Annotated in this window: 16 protein-coding genes; 9 read left to right on the forward strand and 7 right to left on the reverse strand. The window is 73.0% G+C overall.

Annotation, left to right across the window (positions count from 1 at the left end):
- Window positions 1–8 precede the first annotated feature (8 nt).
- Complete coding sequence (locus ACIHAD_RS41030) at window positions 9–1,163, forward strand: epoxide hydrolase family protein (protein WP_397360202.1); 1,155 nt, start codon at window positions 9–11, stop codon at window positions 1,161–1,163.
- A gap of 62 nt (window positions 1,164–1,225) precedes the next feature.
- Here the strand turns inward: ACIHAD_RS41030 and ACIHAD_RS41035 are convergent, their stop codons facing one another.
- The 3 genes from ACIHAD_RS41035 to ACIHAD_RS41045 are packed head-to-tail and all read right to left on the reverse strand — an operon-like array spanning window position 1,226 to window position 4,195.
- Window positions 1,226–2,605 carry an FAD-dependent oxidoreductase gene (locus tag ACIHAD_RS41035; RefSeq protein WP_397360254.1) on the reverse strand — a complete coding sequence of 460 codons (1,380 nt, stop codon included), beginning with the start codon at window positions 2,603–2,605 and terminating at the stop codon, window positions 1,226–1,228.
- A gap of 1 nt (window position 2,606) precedes the next feature.
- Window positions 2,607–3,008 carry an SgcJ/EcaC family oxidoreductase gene (locus ACIHAD_RS41040; protein ID WP_357696714.1) on the reverse strand — a complete coding sequence of 134 codons (402 nt, stop codon included), beginning with the start codon at window positions 3,006–3,008 and terminating at the stop codon, window positions 2,607–2,609.
- 11 nt (window positions 3,009–3,019) lie between these two features.
- Window positions 3,020–4,195, reverse strand: a complete 1,176-nt coding sequence (locus tag ACIHAD_RS41045) for an acyl-CoA dehydrogenase family protein (protein WP_397360203.1) — start codon at window positions 4,193–4,195, stop codon at window positions 3,020–3,022.
- A gap of 174 nt (window positions 4,196–4,369) precedes the next feature.
- Between ACIHAD_RS41045 and ACIHAD_RS41050 the strand changes: the two genes are divergently transcribed.
- Window positions 4,370–5,578 carry an acyl-CoA dehydrogenase family protein gene (locus ACIHAD_RS41050; RefSeq protein ID WP_397360204.1) on the forward strand — a complete coding sequence of 403 codons (1,209 nt, stop codon included), beginning with the start codon at window positions 4,370–4,372 and terminating at the stop codon, window positions 5,576–5,578.
- Window positions 5,579–5,631: 53 nt separating this feature from the next.
- On the opposite strand, the gene ACIHAD_RS41055 is transcribed toward ACIHAD_RS41050, so the two are convergent.
- The 4 genes from ACIHAD_RS41055 to ACIHAD_RS41070 form a co-directional block, all read right to left on the reverse strand.
- Window positions 5,632–7,107 carry an MFS transporter gene (locus ACIHAD_RS41055; RefSeq protein WP_397360255.1) on the reverse strand — a complete coding sequence of 492 codons (1,476 nt, stop codon included), beginning with the start codon at window positions 7,105–7,107 and terminating at the stop codon, window positions 5,632–5,634.
- Window positions 7,108–7,203: 96 nt separating this feature from the next.
- Window positions 7,204–8,262: a glucose-1-phosphate thymidylyltransferase gene (locus tag ACIHAD_RS41060; protein ID WP_397360205.1), complete on the reverse strand. Its 1,059-nt coding sequence runs from the start codon at window positions 8,260–8,262 to the stop codon at window positions 7,204–7,206.
- Window positions 8,263–8,335: 73 nt separating this feature from the next.
- Window positions 8,336–11,401: a BTAD domain-containing putative transcriptional regulator gene (locus ACIHAD_RS41065; RefSeq protein WP_397360206.1), complete on the reverse strand. Its 3,066-nt coding sequence runs from the start codon at window positions 11,399–11,401 to the stop codon at window positions 8,336–8,338.
- A gap of 215 nt (window positions 11,402–11,616) precedes the next feature.
- Window positions 11,617–11,811: a hypothetical protein gene (locus ACIHAD_RS41070; RefSeq protein WP_397360207.1), complete on the reverse strand. Its 195-nt coding sequence runs from the start codon at window positions 11,809–11,811 to the stop codon at window positions 11,617–11,619.
- Between the two features lie 366 nt (window positions 11,812–12,177).
- Here ACIHAD_RS41070 and ACIHAD_RS41075 point away from each other — a divergent pair, with 366 nt between their 5' ends.
- The 7 genes from ACIHAD_RS41075 (at window position 12,178) to ACIHAD_RS41105 (ending at window position 21,732) form a co-directional block, all read left to right on the forward strand.
- Window positions 12,178–12,516: a hydroxyisourate hydrolase gene (locus ACIHAD_RS41075; RefSeq protein ID WP_397360208.1), complete on the forward strand. Its 339-nt coding sequence runs from the start codon at window positions 12,178–12,180 to the stop codon at window positions 12,514–12,516.
- Window positions 12,517–12,534: 18 nt separating this feature from the next.
- Window positions 12,535–14,259: a 2-isopropylmalate synthase gene (locus ACIHAD_RS41080; RefSeq protein WP_397360209.1), complete on the forward strand. Its 1,725-nt coding sequence runs from the start codon at window positions 12,535–12,537 to the stop codon at window positions 14,257–14,259.
- A gap of 57 nt (window positions 14,260–14,316) precedes the next feature.
- Window positions 14,317–17,088, forward strand: a complete 2,772-nt coding sequence (locus ACIHAD_RS41085; protein WP_397360210.1) for an AAA family ATPase — start codon at window positions 14,317–14,319, stop codon at window positions 17,086–17,088.
- Window positions 17,089–17,306: 218 nt separating this feature from the next.
- Window positions 17,307–17,495: an acyl-CoA carboxylase epsilon subunit gene (locus tag ACIHAD_RS41090; RefSeq protein ID WP_357696693.1), complete on the forward strand. Its 189-nt coding sequence runs from the start codon at window positions 17,307–17,309 to the stop codon at window positions 17,493–17,495.
- A 179-nt stretch (window positions 17,496–17,674) separates the two neighbouring features.
- Entirely contained in the window at window positions 17,675–18,667 is a 993-nt protein-coding gene (locus tag ACIHAD_RS41095; RefSeq protein WP_397360211.1) for a DUF1702 family protein, read from the forward strand.
- Between the two features lie 144 nt (window positions 18,668–18,811).
- Window positions 18,812–19,789, forward strand: a complete 978-nt coding sequence (locus ACIHAD_RS41100; RefSeq protein ID WP_397360212.1) for a DUF1702 family protein — start codon at window positions 18,812–18,814, stop codon at window positions 19,787–19,789.
- Window positions 19,786–21,732 (forward strand): CRTAC1 family protein, encoded by a 1,947-nt coding sequence (locus tag ACIHAD_RS41105; RefSeq protein ID WP_397360213.1) that lies wholly within the window; start codon window positions 19,786–19,788, stop codon window positions 21,730–21,732. The genes ACIHAD_RS41100 and ACIHAD_RS41105 overlap by 4 nt, the downstream gene beginning before the upstream one ends.
- The last annotated feature ends 4 nt before the right edge of the window (window positions 21,733–21,736 follow it).

Genomic DNA, 21,736 nt, shown 5'->3' on the forward strand with positions numbered 1-21,736 from the left:
GGACACTCATGCGTCCATTCCGCATCGACATCCCCGAGGCCGACCTGCGGGACCTGCACCGCAGGCTCGACGCCACCCGCTGGCCGGACGAGCTGCCCGGCACCGGCTGGGAGCGCGGCGTGCCGCTGGGCTATCTCAAGGAGCTGGCCGACCACTGGCGGCACGGCTTCGACTGGCGGGCGGCCGAGGCCGAGCTCAACCGGCACCCGCAGTTCGTGACCGAGATCGACGGCGCCGACGTGCACTTCCTGCATGTGCGCTCGCCGGAGCCGCAGGCCGTGCCGCTGCTGCTGACGCACGGCTGGCCGGGCTCGGTCGCCGAGTTCCTGGACGTGATCGGGCCGCTCACCGACCCGCGCGCGCACGGCGGCGACCCGGCCGACGCCTTCCACCTGGTCATCCCGTCGATCCCGGGGTTCGGGTTCTCGGGGCACACCAGGGAGGCGGGCTGGCATCCGTACCGGGTGGCGCTGGCGTGGGCCGAGCTGATGCGCCGGCTGGGCTACGACCGCTACCTGGCGCAGGGCGGCGACGCGGGCGCGGTGATCTCGCTGGAGCTGGCCAGGCTGGCTCCCGAGCACGTGATCGGCGCGCACGTCAACATGCTGATGGCCTTCCCCTCGGGCGATCCGGCCGAGCTGGCCGGCCTGTCGCCCGCCGAGCAGGGTCGGCTGGCCGGGCTGGCGCGCTTCGACGAGGAGCTGTCGGGCTACATGAAGCTGCAGTCCACCCGCCCGCAGACGCTGGCGTACGCGCTCACCGACTCACCCGTGGGGCAGCTCGCCTGGATCGTGGAGAAGTTCCACGACTGGACGGACTCCGACAAGGCGCCCGAGGACGCCGTCGACCGGGACCGGATGCTGGCCAACGTGTCGATCTACTGGCTGACCGCGACCGCCGGGTCGTCGGCGCGCTTCTACTACGAGGGCGCGGCGGGGCTGAGGATGGCCGCCGAGGGGCACCGGCCGCCGCCCATCACCGTGCCCGTGGGTGTGGCGGTCTTCCCCCGGGACATCTTCGTGCCGGTGCGCAGGCTGGCCGACCGGGACATCCCGACGATCAGCCACTGGACCGAGTTCGAGCGGGGCGGCCATTTCGCCGCCATGGAACAGCCGGAGGCGCTGGTGGGCGACGTCCGGGCGTTCGCCCGCTCGCTGCGGTAGCCGTACGGACGAAAGGGACGCCGGCGGGGATCCGCCGGCGTCCCTTTGTCGTCGGGACGGGGTCAGGACCTGAGCAGCGGGACCTGCGGCTGCTGCCCGGGGGCGGCGGCCGGCGCCGGGCCGCCGCCGCTCTGGCACAGGACCCGCAGCATGAGCGCGGGCCGCATGAGCGTCTGCGGCGGGTCCACGAGCCCGGCCACCCGCATGAACGCGGCCGTGACCGCGCCGTCGCGGGCCGCCGCGGCGTGCAGGCGCGCCATGTAGGCGTTGCCGATCCGCACCTTGGCGGTACGCCGCCCCTCCACCCCGGGGAAGGCGAGGTCGGCGCCGGCGGAGATGTCCCACGGGACGTCGATGACCCGCGAGATGTCCCTGAAGAAGGCCCGCCAGGGCGGGACCGCGCCCGCCTGGAGGTGCTCGCGCAGGATCATCGCCTCCATGGCGGCGACGGTCATGCCCTGGCCGTAGACGGGGTTGAAGCTGCACACGCCGTCGCCCAGCACCAGCAGGCCGTCGGGGAAGGCGGGCAGGCGCTCGTAGCGGCGCCGCACGCTGGCCGGGAAGGTGAAGGTGACGCCCTCGTCGAGGGGTTCGGCGTCGCGGACCGCCTCGTAGACGTCCGGCACGGGCAGGGATTTGGCGAAGGCCAGGAAGCCGTCGAGGTCGGCCGGCGGGTGGTCGCCCAGGATGCCGGTGAGGGAGAGCATGCTCATGTCGCCGGGCAGCTTGGGGAAGAACGCGCCGCGCGGGTTCGCGGGCGAGGCGACCGGGTTGATGGACAGGTCCTCGCCGTACGGGTCGCGGCGCAGGCGGAAGTGGCGGGTGGTGTAGGCCAGGCCGATCTTGACGCGGTCCTCCTCGGGCCGGGGGAAGCCGAGCTCCTGGAGCCAGGCCGGGGTGCGCGAGCCGCGGCCCGTCGCGTCCACCAGCAGGTCGCAGGCCAGGTGCTCCTCGACGCCGTCCGTCCCGCGTACGCGGACGCCGGTGACCCGGTCGCGGGCCGGCGTCGTGGTCGGGCCGAGGATGTCGGTGCGCTCCAGGAAGCGCACGTTGGGCAGGGCCGCGACGCGGTTCCTGACCTGCTCCTCCAGGACGGGCCTGGTGGCCGAGACGCTGATCAGGCCGGTGGGGGCCGGGCGCAGCCGGCGGCCGTTGAAGTACCAGCGCAGGCTGGTGGCGAGGTCTCCGGCGGGCACCCCGTCGTCGATCATCTGCTGGGTGAGGCCGGGGAACAGCTCGTCCAGGATCTGCTGGCCGCGGGCGAGCAGGGCGTGGGCGTGGCAGCCGTGCGGCACGCCCCGGCGCGGGCCCTCCGCGCCGGTCAGCGTGTCCCGGTCCACCAGCAGGACCTCGGCGCAGTGCTCGGCGAGCACGCGGGCGGCCAGCAGCCCCGCCATGCCTCCGCCGAGCACCACCGCGCGCTGTGCGACGTGAGCGGCCATCTCAGTCACGCGGGCTGTTCTGGTAGGCGGCCAGCTTCCACTGCCCGTCGCGCCGGACGGCCAGCCAGGAGGCGCGGACCGCGCGCTCGGGGGCGACCTCGCTCTCGCCGGCCGCCAGCACGCCGCCCTCGGTGGTCAGCAGGCAGACGTCCTCGCCGAGGAAGCGCAGGTCGATGGGCTGCCCGGTGACCTGGGTGCCCTGGTACGGCCCGGCGAAGGCGTGTCCCATGAAGGCGCGGATCTCGGCCTGGCCCTTGCGGTACACGCCGGGCAGGATCATGGAGCCGTCCTCGGTGAAGACGGCGGCGAACGCCTCGGCGTCGTGCGCGGCCCAGGCGGCGATGATCTGCTGCGGCAGGGCGGCGACGGCGAGGGTCTGGTCAGGGGCCGACACGGTGGTCATGGCGATCTCCTTCAGATGTAGAGGGTGTCGGGTTCGAGGCCGCACAGAATCCGCCCGTACAGCTCGGCGTTGGTGTTGGGGTGCATGAGGGCGTGCTGGTTGACCGCGTGCACGTCGCGGGCGATGCGCTGGATGGGCACGTCGCTGTAGATGGAGGAGCCGCCGCTGGCGGTGGCCAGGATGTCGACGGCCTCCTTGCCCAGGCGGCAGACGGCGCCCATGTCGGCGCGGGCGCGTACGCGCTCCTCGATCGTCCACTCGGCGGACTCGGCGTCCTTGGTGTCCACGGTCGAGGCCAGGCGGTGGGCGTGGAACTCGGCCTGGTCGAGCTTGAAGGTGGCCTCGGCGACCTGGAGGTGGGTCAGCGGGGCGGCGCTCTGGCTGGCGTACCCGGTGTAGGTGATCTTGCGGTCGGGCAGCCGTTCGAAGAAGACGTCGCGGGCGGCCTTGGCCAGGCCGAGCACGGTCCCGACCGATGAGGCGGCGGCCACGGGCAGCAGCGGCGAGCGGTAGATCGGGGAGCCGGCGTTGACGCCGTCGGCGTGCCGGCCCTGGAGGATCGTGCCCAGTGGCATGACCCGCTCGGCGGGGACGAACAGGTCCTGGGCCACGGTGCTGACGCTGCCGGTGCCGCGCAGGCCGGAGGTGTGCCAGTCGTCGATGACGGCCAGGTCGCTCATGGGGACCAGCGCCATGACGGGCTCGGGCTCGCTGTCCGGACCCACGACGACGGCCACGATCTCCTGCCAGTGGCTGTGGTGGGCGCCGCTGACGAAGCCCCACTTGCCGTTGACCACGATGCCGCCCTCGGCGCGCACGGCCATCGCGGTGGGGCTCAGCGTGCCGCAGATCCGCACGTCGGGGGTGGCGAACACCTCGTCCTGGACGGCCTCGGGGAAGTGGCAGGCCATCCAGGTCGGGATCCAGTAGACCGAGGCCGTCCACGCCGCGGCGCCGTCGGCGCGGCCCAGCTCGGCGGCGACCTCGACCAGGGTGCGCGTGTCCGCCTCGGCGCCGCCGTAGCGGCGCGGGGTCCGCAGCCTGAAGACGCCGGCCTCGGCCAGCGCCTCGACGGTCTCCTCGTGCAGCCTGCGGTTCTCCTCCGCCCAGGCCGCGTTCCTGCGCAGGACAGGGCCTGCCTCCGTCGCGCGGCGGACGAGGTCTTCCCGCGCCGGAGCACCTGTCATCAACACCATGTCCTCCCGGGACGTCAGTCGGGACACTGCTCCCTGAACGTCCCATTCGCCGGTCGGCGGGCGCATCTTCCGGCGTGCGGGATTGCCGGGCACGCACGGAGATGCGGAGGTCGCCGGGGCCGGGCGAGTCTTGGGGGAAAACCCGAGACGAAGGGTTCGCGCAGCATGACAGCCGTCACCCACGCCCCCGTGGCTCCGCCCGAGCCCGGGCTCACCCCCGACGAGATCGTCGCCAGGGCCGAGGCCATGGTGCCCGCCCTGGTCGAGCGCCAGGCCGAGACGGAACGGCGCACCTACTACGCACCCGACACCCATGAGGCGTTCGCCAGGGCGGGCTTCTACCGCATCCTGGTCCCCCGCCGCTTCGGCGGCTACGAGTTCGGCGTGGAGACCTTCATGCGGGTGTCGATGACGCTCGCGCGGGGGTGCCCGTCCACCGGCTGGATGTTCTCCTTCGGCTCGGCGCACACGCTGGCGGTGGCCACGCTGTTCGGCGAGCGGGCCCAGAACGAGCTGTTCGCCTGCGGGGACTTCATCTGCCCGGCCACGGTCGCGCCCGGCGGCTCCGCCCGTCCCGACGGCGAGGGCGGGTGGCTCCTCGACGGCACCTGGAGCTACTGCTCGGGCGCCCCGTACGCCACCCACTTCATGGGCCACGTCGTCGTGGACGGGCAGCCCATGCTGTTCGTCGCGCCGCGTGACCAGTGGCGCCGGCTGGACGACTGGGGCGGCCAGCTCGGCCTGAAGGGCAGCGGCTCGCACAGCATCGCCATGGACGGGGGCCGCGTCCCCGGCCACCTCACGCTGCCGCTCCACCTCAGCCAGGCCGTCGTCACCGGCGGCACCCCGGGCCGGGAACTGCACGGCAACCCCGAGTACGGCGGCGGCCCGCTCAGCGTCATGCTGCTGGGCAGCGCGGCCGTCGTCCTGGGCATGGCCCAGGGCGCCCTGGACGCCTACGAGGAGCTGATGCGGACCAGGACGACCATCTTCCCGCCGTTCACCACCCGCGCCGAGGACCCCGACTACCAGTCCTGGTACGGCGAGGCCGCCGGCATGCTCGCCGCCGCCGAGGCGGCCATGACGAACGCCGTCCAGCAGTGGAGCCGGACCTGCGCGGCGGGCCCGGAGGCGTTCACCAGGGAGCGGGACGTGCGCCTGGCCACCATCGGCCGCGAGGTCGCCCGCCTGGCCTGGCGGGCCGTGGAGGGCTGCCTGTTCCCGACGGCCGGTTCGAGCGCGGTCCGGGACGGGCAGCGCATCGAGCGGATCTGGCGGGACATGTCCACCACGCACAGCCACGCCGGGTTCGCGATCTACCTGGCGGCCCTGGCCAACCGGGAGCTGTCCCGCGCCCGGTTCGGCCTGGACTGACCTCTCGGCAGACCAAGGCGGGCCCGGTCACCCGGGCCCGCCTTCTCGTGCGCTCAGTCCACCAGGACGGGCTCCTGGTCCGGCTGGTGGTGGCCGTCGTGGACCCCGGCGAAGGGGGCCACGCCGCGCAGCCGGACCAGCGCGAGCACGGCCAGCACGGCGCACAGGGCGGCGCTGGCCCACGCGACCGCGTGCAGCCCGGCGGTGAACGCCTCGCGGGCCGCGCCGAGCAGCGCCGCGCCCTGGTCGGCGGGCAGGTCACGGGCCACGGCGACCGCGCCGGTGATGCCGTCCTGGGCGAGCGCCGGGGTGCCGGTGGGCGGGGTGAACGCGCCCCGGTAGACCACGGTGCCGAGGCTGCCCAGGGTCGCGACGCCGAGCGCGACGCCGAACTCGCCGCCGGTGGCCACCAGCGAGGCGGCCGAGCCGGCCTTCTCCGGCGGGCTGGTGCTCATCGCCACCTGGTTGATCATGCCGCCGACCGGGCCGACGCCGAAGTAGCACACGCCCAGGAAGACGATCAGCGCCGTCACCGCGCCCACCACGACCTGGGTGAGCAGGAGCTGCCCGACGACCGCGATCACCATGCCGCCGCCCAGCAGGTACGCCGGCCGGACCCGGCTCGCCAGCCGCGGGGTGAGGTTGATCGAGACGATCAGCGCGACGGCCGGGCCCAGCAGCCACAGCCCCGCCTCCAGCGGCGACATGCCCTCGACCGTCTGCAGGAACAGCGCGACCTCCATCCCGGTCCCGGTCTGCAGCGCCCCGCACAGCAGCCCGATCAGCACCGCGGCGGTGAACGCGCGGTGGCGGAACAGCCGCACGTCCAGCAGCGGGTGGGTCAGCGCGCGCTGCCGGTGCACGAACACCGCGGCCACGAGCAGCCCGGCGGTGACCGCGACGGCGGGACCGGCGCCCCAGCCGTCGCGGGCGACCGCCTTGAGCCCGTAGATCAGCGGCAGGATGGCCGCCAGCGACAACACGACGCTGACCAGGTCGATGCGGCCACCGGCGGGGTCGCGGAACTCCGGCAGCAGCGGGGCCGCCGCGAGCAGCAGCAGCATGACCGGCACGCCCATCAGGAAGACCGACCCCCACCAGAAGCGCTCCAGCAGCGCGCCGCCGACCACCGGGCCGAGCGCGATGCCGAGCATGAAGGCCGTGCCCCAGGCGGCCATGGCCAGGCCGAACTGCCGGGGGTCGCGGAACATGACGCCGATCAGGGACAGCGTCGAGGGCAGCAGCGTGGCCCCGGCGACGCCGAGCAGGGCGCGGGCCAGGATCAGCATCTCGGGGCTGGTGGAGAAGGCGGCCAGCAGCGACAGCAGGCCGAAGGCCGCGCCGCCGGCCAGCAGCAGCCGGCGGCGGCCGATCCGGTCGCCGAGCGAGCCCATGGTGACCAGGAACCCGGCGGTCATGAAGCCGTAGATGTCGGTGATCCACAGTTGCTGGGTGGCGTCCGCGCCCAGGTCGGCGCTGAGGTGCGGCAACGCGAGGAACAGCACGCTGATGTCCAGGGCCACGAGCATCGTGGGCAGGAACAGCGCCACCAGCCCGAGCCACTCTTTCCGCCCCGCCCGCGGGGCGCCGTCGTCGGTCACGTCCTCACTCCTTGTTCCCTGGGTTCATGTGGTCAGCTCGATCCGCGTGTGGTCGCCGACCACGAGACGGTGGTCGCTGCGGCCGGGAGCGACGGTGGTGTAGCGCCCGATGAGCGAGCCGCGCAGGCCGCTGGCGGCCACGATGGAGGCGCCGTCGAGCACGATGGAGTCGGACAGGCGGGTGGAGCGCACCACGCAGTCGCGTCCGATGGAGGTGCCGGGCCCTATGTGGCTGTCCACGATCAGGGTGTCCGGGCCGATGATCGCCGGTCCCTCGACGACGGAGGCGACCACCCGCGCGCCGGGGCCGAGCACGACGTCGCCGCGTACCAGGCTGGCCGCGTCCACGTGGCCGGCGATGTCGCGGGAGAGCCGGGCCAGCAGCCGCCGGTTGCACTCCAGGACGTCCTCGACGCGGCCGGCGTCGCTCCAGTAGCCGCGGTAGAGGCTGGCCCTGACCTCCTGGCCGGAGGTCAGCAACCACTGGACGGCGTCGGTGATCTCCAGCTCGCCCCGGCGTCCGGGGACGATGCGGTCCACCGCCTCGTGGACGGCGGGGGTGAAGAAGTAGACGCCGGTCATGACCAGGTCGCTGCGCGGCCGTTCCGGCTTCTCCACCACCCGCAGCACCGCGCCGGTCTCGTCGGTCTCGACGACGCCGAACGGCCGGGGGTCGGCCACCCGGTGCACCACGATCTGGGCGGCCGGGCGCAACGCGTGGAACTCCTCGGCGATCGGGCCGATCCCGTCGGCCAGGACGCAGTCGCCCAGGTACATGACGAAGTCGTCGCCGCCGAGGAAGGGCCGCGCCAGCCTGACGCAGTGGGCCAGCCCCAGCGGGCGGAGCTGGCGGATGTAGGTGACGCGCGTCCCGAACCGCGTGCCGTCGCCGACGACCTCGGCGATCTGCGCCTCCCTGTCGCCGACCACGAGGCCGATCTCGGTCACGCCGAGCGCGCGCAGGCTCTCCAGCACGTGCTCCAGGACCGGTTTGTTGGCGATCGGGATGAGCTGCTTCGGCATGGAGTGGCTCAAGGGACGCATGCGGGTGCCCGACCCGCCGGACAACACCAGAGCCTTCATGCTCGCCAGGATCCCAACGGCGGGCCCCCGCGGGCATCTCTGACAGTGCGGGATGCCGCCGCAGGGATGCGGGCTACCCGATGCCCTCCACGAGCCCGGCGGCCGAGGACAGGTTGTCGCGCAGCCGCTGACCGGCCCGTTCGTCGACCGCGTCGGCCAGTTCGTGCACCCGTGACAGCGCCCGTTCCGCCGCGCTGGCGTCGCCGAGGGCGACCAGCACCTCGCTCAGCATCGTGAGCGTCTGCGCCTCGAACAGCGGCGCGCGCATCTGGCGGAACAGCGTGACCGCCTTGCGCAGGCGGCCGATCGCGTCGCCGGGCTCGTTCGCGGTGACGGCCAGCTCGCCCAGCCCGGCCAGGGCGTGCGCCTCGGCCAGGCGGTGGCGGGCGGTCTCGGCCACGACCAGCGCCCGGCGCAGCAGGTCGCCGGCCTCGCGCAGCCGTCCTCTGCGCAGGTGGGCGATGCCGAGGCCGTGCAGGGCGAAGGACTCGCCGACGGTGTCGCCGATCTCCTCCACCAGCGTGAGCGCCTCCTCGAACGCGCCCGCCGCCAGGGCGAACTCCTCGGCCTGCAGATGCACCCGGCCCATCCGGTGCAGGATCTGGGAGATGACGCGCCGGCTGCCGCCGCTCTTGCCGCGGACCAGCGCCTCGGCCAGCATGATCTTGGCGTCGTCGATGTCGCCGCACTCCGAGCGGATGGCGGCCAGGTTGTCCAGCGTGTGCGCGGCCGAGATCTGGTCGCCGATGTCGGTGAAGATGACCAGCGCCTGTTCCAGGTGCGTCGCGGCGGCTTCCAACTGGCCGTTCATGCGCTCCAGGAACGCCAGGTTCCGCCGGGACCGGGCGACCTGCACGACGTTGCCGGTCGTCTCGAACAACGTCAGGGCGGCCTCGAAGTCGCGCCGGGCCTCGCCGAAGCGCTGCTCGGTCTGCGCCAGCGTGCCGCGCACGCACAACATCTCGGCCTGGCCGCGCTCGTCGCCCGCCCGGCGGGCGGCCTCCAGGGCGATCTCCTGGATCTCGCGCCAGTCGTCGAGGTAGACGTGCAGCTCGAAGAACGGCTCGGCGTTCATGGCGGTGCGCCAGCACAGCTCCACGAACCCGGCCTGGGCCGCCTGGCGGATGCCGGCGAGCAGCACGTGGCGCTCGCGCTCGAACCAGCCGATCGGGTCGGCGACCAGCCGCTCGACCAGCTCGGCCGGGAGCGGCGAGTCCGGGGCGGGGCTCAGGTGGGGGCCGGCGGGCGGGCCGTACTCGCGGGTCCTGGCGGTCTCGGTGAGCCGGTGCAGGGCGTCCAGCACGCGGGCCAGCGCCGCGCTGCGCTCGGCGGGCGGCTCCTCGGCGGCCAGGCGTTCGTGGGCGTAGACGCGGATGAGGTCGTGGAAGCGGTACTGGACGTTGACGTTCCTGCCGACCCCGGCGACCTCGATGAGCTGGGCGTCGACCAGGTCGTCGAAGAGGTCCTGGGCGTCGGCCAGCGGCCGGTCGAGCAGGGCGGCGCCGGTCCAGGCGGAGAAGATGTGCGAGTGCAGGATGGCCAGGCGGCGGAACAGGCAGCGGGCCTGCTCGGTGAGCGCGTCGTAGGTGAGGGACAGGCTGGCCCTGATGCCCATGTCGCCGTGCTTGAGCTCGTCGAGCCGGCGGGCCTCGTCGCCGAGCCGGTCCACGAGCTGCTCCACGGCCCAGTGGGGGCGCGAGGCCAGGCGGGCGCCGGCGATGCGCAGCGCGAGGGGCAGGAAGCAGCACAACTCGGCCAGGGCGGCGGCCGACTCCGGCTCGGCCCGTACACGTTCGGCCCCGGCGATGCGGGACAGCAGCTCGACGGACTGGGCGGCGTCGAAGAGGTCGACGTCCACGTGGGTGGCGCCGGCCAGCCCGCCGAGCCGGGTCCGGCTGGTGGTGATGACGGCCGAGGTCGGGCTGCCGGGTAACAGCGGCAGCACCTGGCTCTCGGCGGCGGCGTCGTCGAGCACGATGAGCATCCTGCGGTCGGCCAGCAGCATGCGGTACAGCTCGGCCCGCTCGCCGAGGGTGTCGGGCAGCGCCGTCCCCTGCACGCCGCAGGCCCGCAGGAACCGGTCGAGCACCTGCATGGGGTGCACCGGGCGGGAGACGCCGCCGTGCAGGTCGGCGAAGAGCTGGCCGTCGGGGAAGTGCGAGGCGATGCTGTGCGCGGCGTGCACGGCGATCGTGGTCTTGCCGATCCCGGCCCGTCCGGCGACGGCGATGATGGGCACGGCGAAGCGGCCGTCCCCGGCCAGGGGGACGGTCACCCGCTGCCTGATGACGTCGAGCTGCGCCTGCCGCCCGATGAAGTCGGCGATGTCGGAGGGGAGCATGCCCGGCACCGCGGGCGGCCGGGCGGGCGGCTCGGGCGGGGCCGCCGCGGGGAGCGGTTGCGCCTCCAGGCTCTCGTCGGAGGTGAGGATGGCCGATTCGAGCTGCTGCAGCCGTTCGTTGGGCTCGATGCCCAGCTCCTCGACGATCACCCGGCGGGCGTCGCGGTAGACCTGGAGCGCCTCGGCCTGCCGTCCGGAGCGGTAGAGGGCGACCATCAGCTGGGCGGCCAGCCCCTCCCTGAGCGGGTGTTCCTGCACGAGCGAGGCCAGCTCGCCGACCAGTTCGTGGTGGCGGCCGAGGTCCAGTTCGAGCTGGACGCAGTCCTCGTTGGCGGTGACGCGCTGTTCGGCGATCCCGCTGGCCAGCGCCTGCACGGCCCTGCTCTCGATGCCGTCGAAAGCCGGGCCGCGCCACAATGCCAGCGCCTCGCGGTAGTGCTGGATGGCCTCGGGGAAGGAACGGCCGTCGCGAGCCTTGCGGGCCCGGCTCACAAGGCTCTCGAAACGGCGTGCGTCGATCGCGTCGGCGGGGGCGCGCAACATGTAGCCCTGCCGGGTGGTGACGATCATCTCGGGATGGCCGTGGGCGCTGAACAGGCGCCTGAGCGCGGAGATGCAGATCTGCACCTGTGCGCGCGACGTGGCCGGCGGGTCCTCGTCGTAGATCGCCTCGACGAGGCGGTCCAGAGTGACCGAGTGATTGGCGTTCAGGATCAGGACGGCGAGGACGATCTGCTGCCGCGCCCCGCCCAGATCGAGCTGTCTCTCGCTCGCGGTGACCTCGAGCGCACCCAACACGCGAAACTCCACCCGCATCTCCTCAAACAAATCATCGCCCTCGGTCATTGATCTTTCCCGACTTGACCGGAATCCGGGCGTGATTGCCATGATGAGCGGCGTAATTGGTGCTTACCCCTCAAACGTTTCTGCCATGGTTGGGTGGATGGTACAACGCCCTAGGGTATGTGGCCAGTTTTGGATCGTTTCAGGGCGATCCGTGTTGCCTGTCGCCGTCAGTCCTGAAGGACACCCTCGATCAGGCCCCACGGCCAGTCCATGGTGCCGTTGACGGTGTCGTGCTGGACGGCGGACGGGACGGCGTGCGCGGGGGCGGGTGCGGCGGCGATGGCGGCGAAGCCGGCGAGCGCGGCGAGCACGAGGGCGAGGGCCAGGCGGACGCGGGCGGTGATGGCGGTGGTCGCGGTCATTTCGATCTACCTCCGTGTGATTACCGCGGTCTTGTTCGCGGCTTCGGAATGCACGCTCACACGGTGCGCAATTCCCGCTTTATCCATCTTCTTTTCACCCGCCATCAGCGCACGTTGGACGCTGTGCGCGCCGATCTCCGCACCCGCCGGCGATAGCCGGGATAGAGGGAAATAAGGCGGGCGCCTCTTTTCGCGATGGGCGGCGATCGCACGGCGATAGCGCGGCGATAGCGCGGCGATAGCGGCCGGAGGTCCGCCGAATAGCAGGCGGCGCGAGCCTGGGGCGCGAGCCCGGGCGGCGCGAGCTGTCGCCGTCCGGGTGGCCACATGCGCGGACGGCCCGCGCGGACCACTCGGAGAGGTTCGATGGGAATAGCGGTACAAGCCCAGGACGCGGTCTACGGCCGGGGGGCGGCTGATCTGCACGTACGCCTCGACCATGACGCCGACGGGCAGTGGGTCCTCGAAGCCGAGGCCCGTACGGACCAGGACGGATCGGTCAGTGAGTGGGCCGACCGCCTGCTCGGCCGCGGCCTGTACCGCATCGTGTTCGCCACCGACCCGTACTTCGTCGGGCTCGGGCTGCGGCCGGCCTATCCGGAGATCGTCGTCACCTTCCGCATGGTGGACGAGACGGCCGTGAACAACATCGTGGTCCTGATCTCGCCGTATTTCTCGACCGTCTATTTCGGATCGCTCAGCTGAGGGACAGTGAGGCCGGACATGAAGATCAGCCGCTATCGACCCTTCCCCCGGATGCCGCTCGGCGAGCGCGCGTGGCCGGACGCCGAGCTCACCGCGCCGCCGCGCTGGTTGTCCACCGACCTGCGGGACGGGAACCAGGCGCTGCCCAGGCCCATGGACCCCGGACGCAAGCTGGTGCTGTTCGACCTGCTGGTGGGCATGGGCTACAAGGAGATCGAGGTCGGCTTCCCGGCGGCGAGCCAGGACGACTACGACTTCGTCCGGCTCCTGGTCGAGCGTGACCGCATCCCGGACGACGTGTGCGTGACCGTGCTGACCCAGGCGCGCGACGAGCTGATCGAGCGCACGGTGGAGAGCGTGAGCGGGGCGCCCGGGGCGACGATCCACCTCTACAACGCGACCTCGCCGCTGGCGCGGCGGCTGGTGTTCGGGATGAACCGCGCCGAGTGCAAGGATCTGGCGGTCCTGGGAACCCGACTGGTCATGAAATATGCCGATAAATTGCTTGAAGAGAGTGATGTTCGGTTTCAGTACTCGCCTGAGCACTTCCACGACACCGAGCCGGACTTCGCGCTGGAGGTCTGCGCGGCCGTCATGGACGTCTGGCAGCCGGGCCCCGACCGGCCGATCATCCTGAACTTCCCCACCACGGTCGAGCGCTCGACCCCGAACGTGTTCGCCGACCAGATCGAGTGGCTGCACCGCAACCTGCCGCACCGCGAGCACGTCTGCCTGTCGGTGCACACGCACAACGACCGCGGCACCGGGGTGGCGGCGGCCGAGCTGGCGATGATGGCCGGCGCCGAGCGCGTCGAGGGCTGCCTGTTCGGCAACGGCGAGCGGGCGGGCAACGTCTGCCTGGTCACGCTGGGCCTGAACCTGGCCACCCAGGGCGTCGACCCCGGCATCGACTTCTCCGACCTCGACCGCGTGCGGCGCGTCGTCGAGGAGTGCACCGGGCTCGCGGTGCCGCCGCGGCACCCGTACGGGGGCGACCTGGTGTTCACCGCCTTCTCCGGCGGGCACCAGGACGCCATCAAGAAGGCGTTCGACGCGATGGACCGGGAGGCGGCCCGTACCGGGAGGGATCCGGCGGAGCTGCCGTGGGAGGTGCCGTACCTGCCGGTGGACCCGCGGGACCTGGGGCGCACGTACGAGGCGGTGGTCCGGGTGACCAGCCAGTCGGGCAAGGCGGGCCCGGCGTACCTGCTGAACGCCCGGTACGGGATCACGCTGCCGCGCGGGTTGCAGATCGAGCTGGCCGGGGCCGTCCAGGCGATGGCGGAGGCCGGGCAGGGCGAGGTCGAGCCGGAGCGGATCAGGCGGCTGTTCGAGGAGCGGTACACGGCGGCCGTCCCCGGTGACCCGGCCGGGGCGGTGGCCACGCTGCACGTGGACGACGGCACGTACGGGCAGGACCGCTCGGCCACGGTGGCGGCGCTGCGCGCGACGCTGGAGGGCGCGGGCGTCCGGGTCCGCGCCGTGCACCACCTCGACGGCGCGGCCGGCGCCTCCGGCGGCGAGGTGGCCGTCTACGCCCAGTGCGGGCTGGACGGCGGCACGGCGTGGGGCGCCGGCGCCGGGCCCGACGTCGTCGCCGCGGCCCTGGCCGCCGTGGGCGCGGCCGTGTCCCGCGCCCGTCGCGAGGGCGCGCCGCCCGCCGCCCCCGCCTCCGGCCTGCCCCTTCCCGAGGCGGGACGCCGGCGCCCGGCCAGGAACCGGCGCCTGATGGCGGGACGATAGAGAGCGAATACCGCCCCGGCCTAGCGTGAGCGCAACACGACATGTGGGGAGACGGCCATGACTCTCATCGAACGGCAGGAGGAGATCTCCTGCCTGGAGTCGCTCGTCGCCAACGCCATCCTCGGCCGTGGACGGGTCGCGCTGGTCAGCGGGCCCGCCGGGACGGGCAAGAGCGCGCTGCTGCGCGCGCTGTCCGAACAGGCCATAGAGCTGGGCGCGCTCGCGGTGACGGCGACAGGATCGCGCATGGAGCAGGACCTGCAGCTCGGCCTGCTCCGCCAGCTCATCCAGGACGCGCCCCTGGTCGAGGAGGAGCGCGAGCGCTCGGAGAAGCTGCTGGAGGAGGGCGTGCGGACCGCGACCGCGGCGCACGCCGACGCCGAACGGCTGCTCGACCCGCAGGTCGTGCACGCGCTGGTCACGGTGCTGCTCGACCTGTCCGAACGCTGCCCGCTGGTGGTCGTCGTGGACGACGTGCACCACGCCGACCGCACCTCGCTGCTCTGCCTGGCCTACCTGGCGCGGCGGGTGCGCAACGCGCGGATCGTGGCGGTGTTCGCGCTCAACGACCGGCAGGGCACGGACGGGCCGCTGGAGACCGACCTGCTGCGGCTGCCGCACTGCCTGCGGCTGCAACTCGCGCCGCTGTCGCGCAGGGGCGTGGCCGCGCTGGTGGCGGGCCAGGTGGGGCTGAGCGCCACCGAGCGGTTCGCCGACGAGTGGCACACGATCAGCGGCGGCAACCCGCTGCTGGCCGGTGAGCTGGCCGCCGACTACCGCCAGCACCTGCGGGCCGTGGAGGAGCCGCCGCGCGAGCTGGTCGTGGGCGACCGGTTCGTCCGGGCGGTCGAGACGTGCCTGCGGCGCAGCCATCCGCGTACGGTCCGGGTGGCGCAGGGCCTGGCCATCCTCGGCGAGGCCGACGGGCTGGCCGAGATGCTCGAACTGCCCGCCGTGGACGTCAGCAGGGAGCTGCTCACCATCGGCGCGACCGGCCTGCTGCGCGGCGGCGGCTACCGCCACGAGGCGGTGCGCTCGGCGGTGCTGGCCGGCATGGACCTGTCGGAGCGCAAGGAGCTGTACCGCCGCGCCGCCGAGCTGGCCTACACGCGGGGCGTGCGGCCCGGCGTCGTCGCCGACCGCCTGCTCCAGGCCGCCAGGGTCGAGGCCCCGTGGGTGGTGCCCACGCTGGAGGAGGCCGCGCTGGCCGCGCTGCGCAAGGGCGAGGTGGAGTCGGCGGTGGCCTACCTGAAGCTGGCCTGGCGCGAGTGCACCGACGAGCTCCAGCGCTCCAAGCTGATGACCATGCTCGTACGCGCGGAGTGGCGGATCAACCCGGCCACCCCCGCCGGGCACCTGGACCAGCTCACCGAGGCCCTGCAGAAGGGCAGCCTGCACGGCAGCGACGCCGTCGTGCTGGCCCGCGCGCTGCTGTGGCACGGCCGCTTCGAGGACGCCCGCGACGTGCTGGAGCAGCTCAACCAGGAGGCCTCGGCCTCCGACCACGCCACGCTGGCCGAGCTGGTCGTGGCGCAGCTCTGGCTGCGGGTCACCTGCCCGCCGCTGGCCGCCTACGTGGCCAACCCGCCCCGTGAGCACATCCTGGCCGGCATGGTGTCGGTCGCCGTCAACCGGCGGCTGGAGTCCACGCTCGCCCTGGCCGAGGTGCTGACCCACGGCCCGCGCGAGCACAACCTGGACACCGTCGAGCGCATCCTGGAGGGCGAGCGGCTGGACGAGATGTCCCTGGACGTCGTGGAGAACTCCCTGCTCGCCCTCACCTACGCCGGGCGCTGCGAGCGCGCCGCGCCGCTGTGCGACCTGTTCGGCGACGAGGCGGCGGCCCGGCAGGCGCCCAGCCGCCGGGCCCGGCTGGCGGCCATCCGGGCCGAGATCGCGATCCGCCAGGGCGACATGCCGGCCGCCGAGCGGCACGCCCGCATCGCGCTGGACACGATCCCCATGAGCAGCTGGGGCGTGGCCATCGGCGGTCCGCTGGCCAGCCTGGTCATCGCGCTGACCGCGATGGGCCGGCACGAGGCCGTGCGCGACCCGCTGGACCGGCCGGTCGCCGAGGCCATGTTCCAGACTCGTTACGGCCTGCACTACCTGTACGCCCGCGGCCGCTACAACCTGGCCGGCGAGTCCTTCGTCCCGGCTCTGCACGACTTCCTGCGCTGCGGCGAGCTGGTGACGGCCTGGGGGCTGAACAACCCGGCGCTGATCCCCTGGCAGGCCGACGCGGCCGAGGCGTGCCTGCGGATGGGCCAGATCGAGGAGGCCAGGGAGCTGATCAAGGCCCACCTGGACGGCTGCGGCCCCGGCGCGTACCGGGGGCGCGGCATCGGGATGCGGCTCAAGGCGGCCGTCTCCGAGCCGGCCCGCCGTCCGGCGCTGCTGCGCCAGGCGGTGGAGTACCTGCAACTCGCCGGCGACCGGTACGAGCTGGCCAGGGCGCTGTTCGACCTGGTGGAGGCGTACGAGGCGCTGGGCGAGTTCCGGCGGGCCCGCACGGTGGCCGGACGGGCGCAGGCGGCGGCCCTGGAGTGCGGGGCCGAGCCGATGATGAGCGCGCTCAGCCGGGCCGCGGACGCGGACGGCGCGCCCACTCCCCTGCCGGGCGACCTGATCGGCGTGCTGAGCGTCGGCGAGCGCCGGGTCGCGGCGCTGGCGGCGGCCGGTTACAGCAACCGCGAGATCGCGGCCAAGCTCTACATCACGATCAGCACCGTCGAGCAGCACCTGACCCGCACCTACCGCAAGCTGAACATCCGCCGCCGGGCCGACCTCCCGCTCGTGGTGGAGTTCGACGACCAGGCCCAACCCTGACCACCCAGCCCTGACCGCCCGCCCCTGACCCTGGGCGCGGGGCCCGGGGTCTGGGGTCTGGGGTCTGGGGTCTGGGGTCTGGGGTCTGGGCACGGCGCCTGGGGCACGGGGCGCGAGCCCGGTCCGGTGATCCTTCCGCCGCCGGACCGGGCTCGGCCGTGCGCACCGGGCATGCAGGAAGTTGCGGCCGCGCCGGCCCGCGGGCGAGCGTCGAAGGCATGGAACTCACCGTGGTGCGGGGGCAGGCGACCCCCGAAGAACTCGAAGCGGTCGTCGCGGCGGTCTTCCGCCGCCTGGCCGAGGCGGCCGAGCGCGAGGCGTCGGCCTGGTCGGACCCGTCCGTGCTGGTGCGCAGGCCGCTGCCCGGCGGTGGCGGCGACTGGCGGCTGGCGGCCTGGGCGAGCTGACGCCGCCCGCCGATCGCGCACTTTGCGACATGCCCGTGGCGCCGGTCCGGCCGCATCCTGAAGCGGACCCGTCGTCCGACAGGCGGGACGTGCCCCGCCCCCGCCGGGACGGCCGTCCCCGGGCCGTTCGCGGGCCGTTCATGGGCGGGGTCTTCACGTTCCTGGAGGAGGAGCACATCATGTCGTCTCTGCTCGGTTCGCTGCGCCGGCTCGTACTGGCGCCATCCCTGGCCGACGTGACCTTCGGCGCGCGCGGCTTCCCGGTCGTCCCCTCCGCGCTCACCGGCCGCCTGGAGGCCATCCCGCAGGCCGTCGTGTGCGGCTTCGAGTGGGGCATCGACGTCCGCGACCAGTGGGAGATCGAGCGCCGGCTGTCCCTGGTGGACGTCGAGCAGCGCGGCTTCGCCTACGAGGGCGCGACGATGGCCTTCACCGTGCTCGACGCCATGGGCGGCGGGCGCGGGCGGCGTACCCGGGACCTGCTCATGGGCCCGGGGCAGCCGCACATCTTCCTGGCCTACATCGGCATCGGCTTCGCCATGGCCCGGCTGCCGCGGGTGTTGTGGAAGAAGGTGCTGCCGGACCTGGACGGCACCCCGTACCACCCGACGATGAGCTGGCTGGCCGTGGACGGGTACGGCTTCGACCTGGCCTACTTCCACACCCGCCGCCACGTGGACGGGCAGCAGGTGCCCGACCCCTACCCCTGGCAGGGGAACGCGGCCTACTTCCCGCGCGCCGTGGACCAGGGCGTCGGCCGGGCGTTGTGGTTCATCCACGGCGGCAGGCCGGGCGAGGTGGCCGCGGCGGTGCGCGCGTTCGCCCCGGGCCGGCAGGCGGACCTGTGGAGCGGGGTCGGGCTGGCGGCCACGTTCGCCGGGTGCGAGGCGGGCGCGGCGGCGGTGCTGCGCGAGGAGGCCGGGGAGCACCGGGGCGAGCTGGCCCAGGGCTCGGTGTTCGCGACCAAGGCCCGGCACTACTCGGGGTTCGTCCCGGAGCATTCGGCGGCCACGGGCGCGGTGCTGACCGGGCTCGACGTGGCCGGCGCGGTCGCGCTCGCCGACGACGGCGAAGTCGCCGCGGGCACGTCGGAACGCGTCCCGGATTACGAGCTGTGGCGCAGTAGAGTGCGCGCGCATTTCGCGGCGGGGGCCGAGGTTCCGTCCCGCTGACCGCACTCCCCGAATAAGCACGTCATTCGCTTTCGCACGCCCAAAAATGAGCCTCCGAGCTGAGCAAACCCGAAGTTGTCCGGCCACCGGGCGGCATGTGTCAATGAAATTGAATTGTTCGGGCTATAAGCGGCGGAGGCTCAATTGGCAAGCGCATTGCGGTCGCTCAGACGCAGAATTCTGGTGCCGGACGTCGGCGAGACGAAAGTCGAAACGCGCGGCTTCTGGGTGAAGAACGCGGCGTCCACCGAATTACTGGAGACGGTCGGCGAATACTTTCTCGCCGGTTACGCCCACGCCGTGGAGTCGCGCACCGTCGCCGAGGCCGAGGACCGGCTCGAAGAGGTGCCCGCCCGCTTCCGCGGCTTCGCTTACGAGGGCGCGGGCATGGGCTTCGCCATCCTGGACTGCATGACCTTCGGCGACCTGCGCCGGGTCAACGCCTTCCTCCAGGGACGCGGCCACCACCACAACTACATGGTCTACGTGGGGATCGGCTGGGCCATGGCCCGGCTCCCCCGCTTCCTGTGGCCCAAGCCCCGGCTGCTGGACCCGCTGCTGCTGTGGCTGGTCCACGACGGGTACGGCTTCCACCAGGCCTACTTCCACACCGACCGGTACGTGCACCAGCAGGTGCGCGAAGCCCGCTTCTCGTGGCCGGCAGGCCAGGAGGAGTACGCGGCCCACGCCCTCGACCAGGGCATCGGCCGCGCCCTGTGGTTCGTCGCCGGCACCAGCGCCGAGCGGGCGGTCACCCTGGTCGAGCGGTTCCCCGAGTCCCGCCACGCCGACCTCTACAGCGGCATCGGCCTGGCCGCCACCTACGCGGGCGGCGCCGACGACGCCGAGCTGCGGTGGTTGCGCGAGCGCGCCGGACCGCACCAGGGGCCGCTGGCCCAGGGCAGCGTGTTCGCCGCCGAGGCCAGGATCCGGGCCGGGCTGCTCTTCCCGCACACCGAGGCGGCCGTGGGCGTTCTCTGCGGCACCACGGCGGAGCAGGCGGCCGAGGTGAGCCGCACGACCCGTCCCACCGCGACATTGCATGACAAGCCGCCCGCCTATGAGGGGTGGCGCCGGCGCATCGCCGAGACGTTCGTCTTCCATGGAGGTGTTCCCTCGTGACCTCGGTAGCCGCGTGGTTGCGCAAGCAGGCGGCGGGAGTCGCCGCACTCGCGCTGATGATCGCCGTCTTCGCGATCGGCCACCCGACCTTCGCCTCGGACGCGACCAAGGCCGAGATGGCCGGCGCGTACGGCTTCAAGTCCCTGGCGATCGCGATGCCGGGCGGCGGCCCGGCCAAGACCGTCCGCAAGGTGAACCAGGCCTACAAGCACATCGACGCCTGGATCTCCTCCGTGGGGGCCGCGATCGCGCTGAACGACCTGGACGGCAACGGCAGGGACGACGACCTGGTGGTCGTGGACCCGCGTACCGACCAGGTGGTCGTCACCCCGGCGCCGGTCGAGGGCGGCGGCGAGCGGTACCGGCCGTTCGCGCTGTCGTTCGGCTCGCTGCCGGTCACCGACGCGATGGCGCCCATGGGCGCGGTCCCCGCCGACTACAACGACGACGGCCGGACCGACCTGCTGGTCTACTGGTGGGGCCGTACGCCCACGCTGCACCTGCAGCGGCCCTCGGCGTCCCGGTTCGAGGCCGCCGCCTTCGACGCGGCCGAGCTGGTGCCCAACTCCGGCGGCGCGAAGTACACCGGCGAGCTGTGGAACAGCAACGTCGCGACCGTCGCCGACTTCGACGGTGACGGCAAGCAGGACATCTTCGTCGGCAACTACTTCCCCGACGGCAGCCCGATCCTCGACAGCCGCGTCGACGGCGGCGTGCAGATGAACCACTCGCTGTCCAAGGCGGTCAACGGCGGCCGGGACTACTTCTTCCGCGGCACCGGCAACGGCGGCTTCACCCGCCTGGACGGAGTGCTGCCGCCCGACGTCTCCACCGGCTGGGAGCTGGGCGCCACCAGCGCCGACCTCGACGGCGACGGCCTGCCCGAGCTGCTGCTGAACAACGACTTCGGGCCCGACCACCTGCTCTACAACACCTCCTCCCCCGGCACGATCAAGTTCTCCCCCACCATCGGGACGCACGAGATCGGCGTGCCCAAGTCGAAGGTGCTCGGCGAGGACTCCTTCAAGGGCATGGGCTCGGACGCCGGCGACCTCAACCACGACGGCGTGCTCGACTTCTTCGTCAGCAACATCACCACCCCGTACGGCATCCAGGAGAGCAACTTCACGTTCCTGTCCACCGTCAAGACCCAGGCCGAGCTGCGCGAGAAGCTGCGGCAGGGCGAGGCGCCGTGGAAGGACCTCAGCGCCGAGCTGCGCACCGCCTGGTCCGGCTGGGGCTGGGACCCCAAGATCGAGGACTTCGACAACGACGGCGAGAACGAGATCGTCCAGGCGACCGGGTTCATCAAGGGCGACGTCAACCGCTGGCCGCCGCTGCAGGAGCTGGCCGCCGCCAACGACGGCGTGACCAGCAACCCCAAGTCGTGGCCGAACGTCACCGAGGGCGCCGACATCGCCGGCGCGCAGACGCTGGCCTTCTTCGCCAAGGGCCCCGACGGCCGCTACGCCAACCTGTCGGAGCAGCTCGGCCTGGCCGTGCCCGTGCCGACGCGCGGCATCGCGACCGGGGACGTCAACGGGGACGGCCTGATCGACTTCGCGGTGGCCCGCCAGTGGGAGGCCCCCGCCTTCTACCTGAACACCAGCCGCTCGGCGAACGCGTTCCTCGGGCTGCGCCTGCAGTACGACAGCCCCTCCGCGGCCGGCCCGCTGCCCGCCGCCGGATCGCCGGTGATCGGCGCGACGGTGACCGCGACCACGCCCGACGGCCGCTCCTTCGTCGGCCGCGTGGACGGCGGCAGCGGCCACTCCGGCAAGCGCGCGCACGCGGTGCACATCGGCCTCGGCGCGAACGTCACCGGCCCCGTGCGGGTCAAGCTGAGCTGGCGCGACCGCGCCGGGCAGCGGCACCAGCAGGAGCTCACGCTCACCCCCGGCTGGCACACCCTCCAGCTCGGCTCGCAAGCGAAGGAGAAGTGACGGC

It is taken from the genome of Nonomuraea sp. NPDC052265, assembly GCF_044547985.1.
GTDB lineage: Bacteria > Actinomycetota > Actinomycetes > Streptosporangiales > Streptosporangiaceae > Nonomuraea.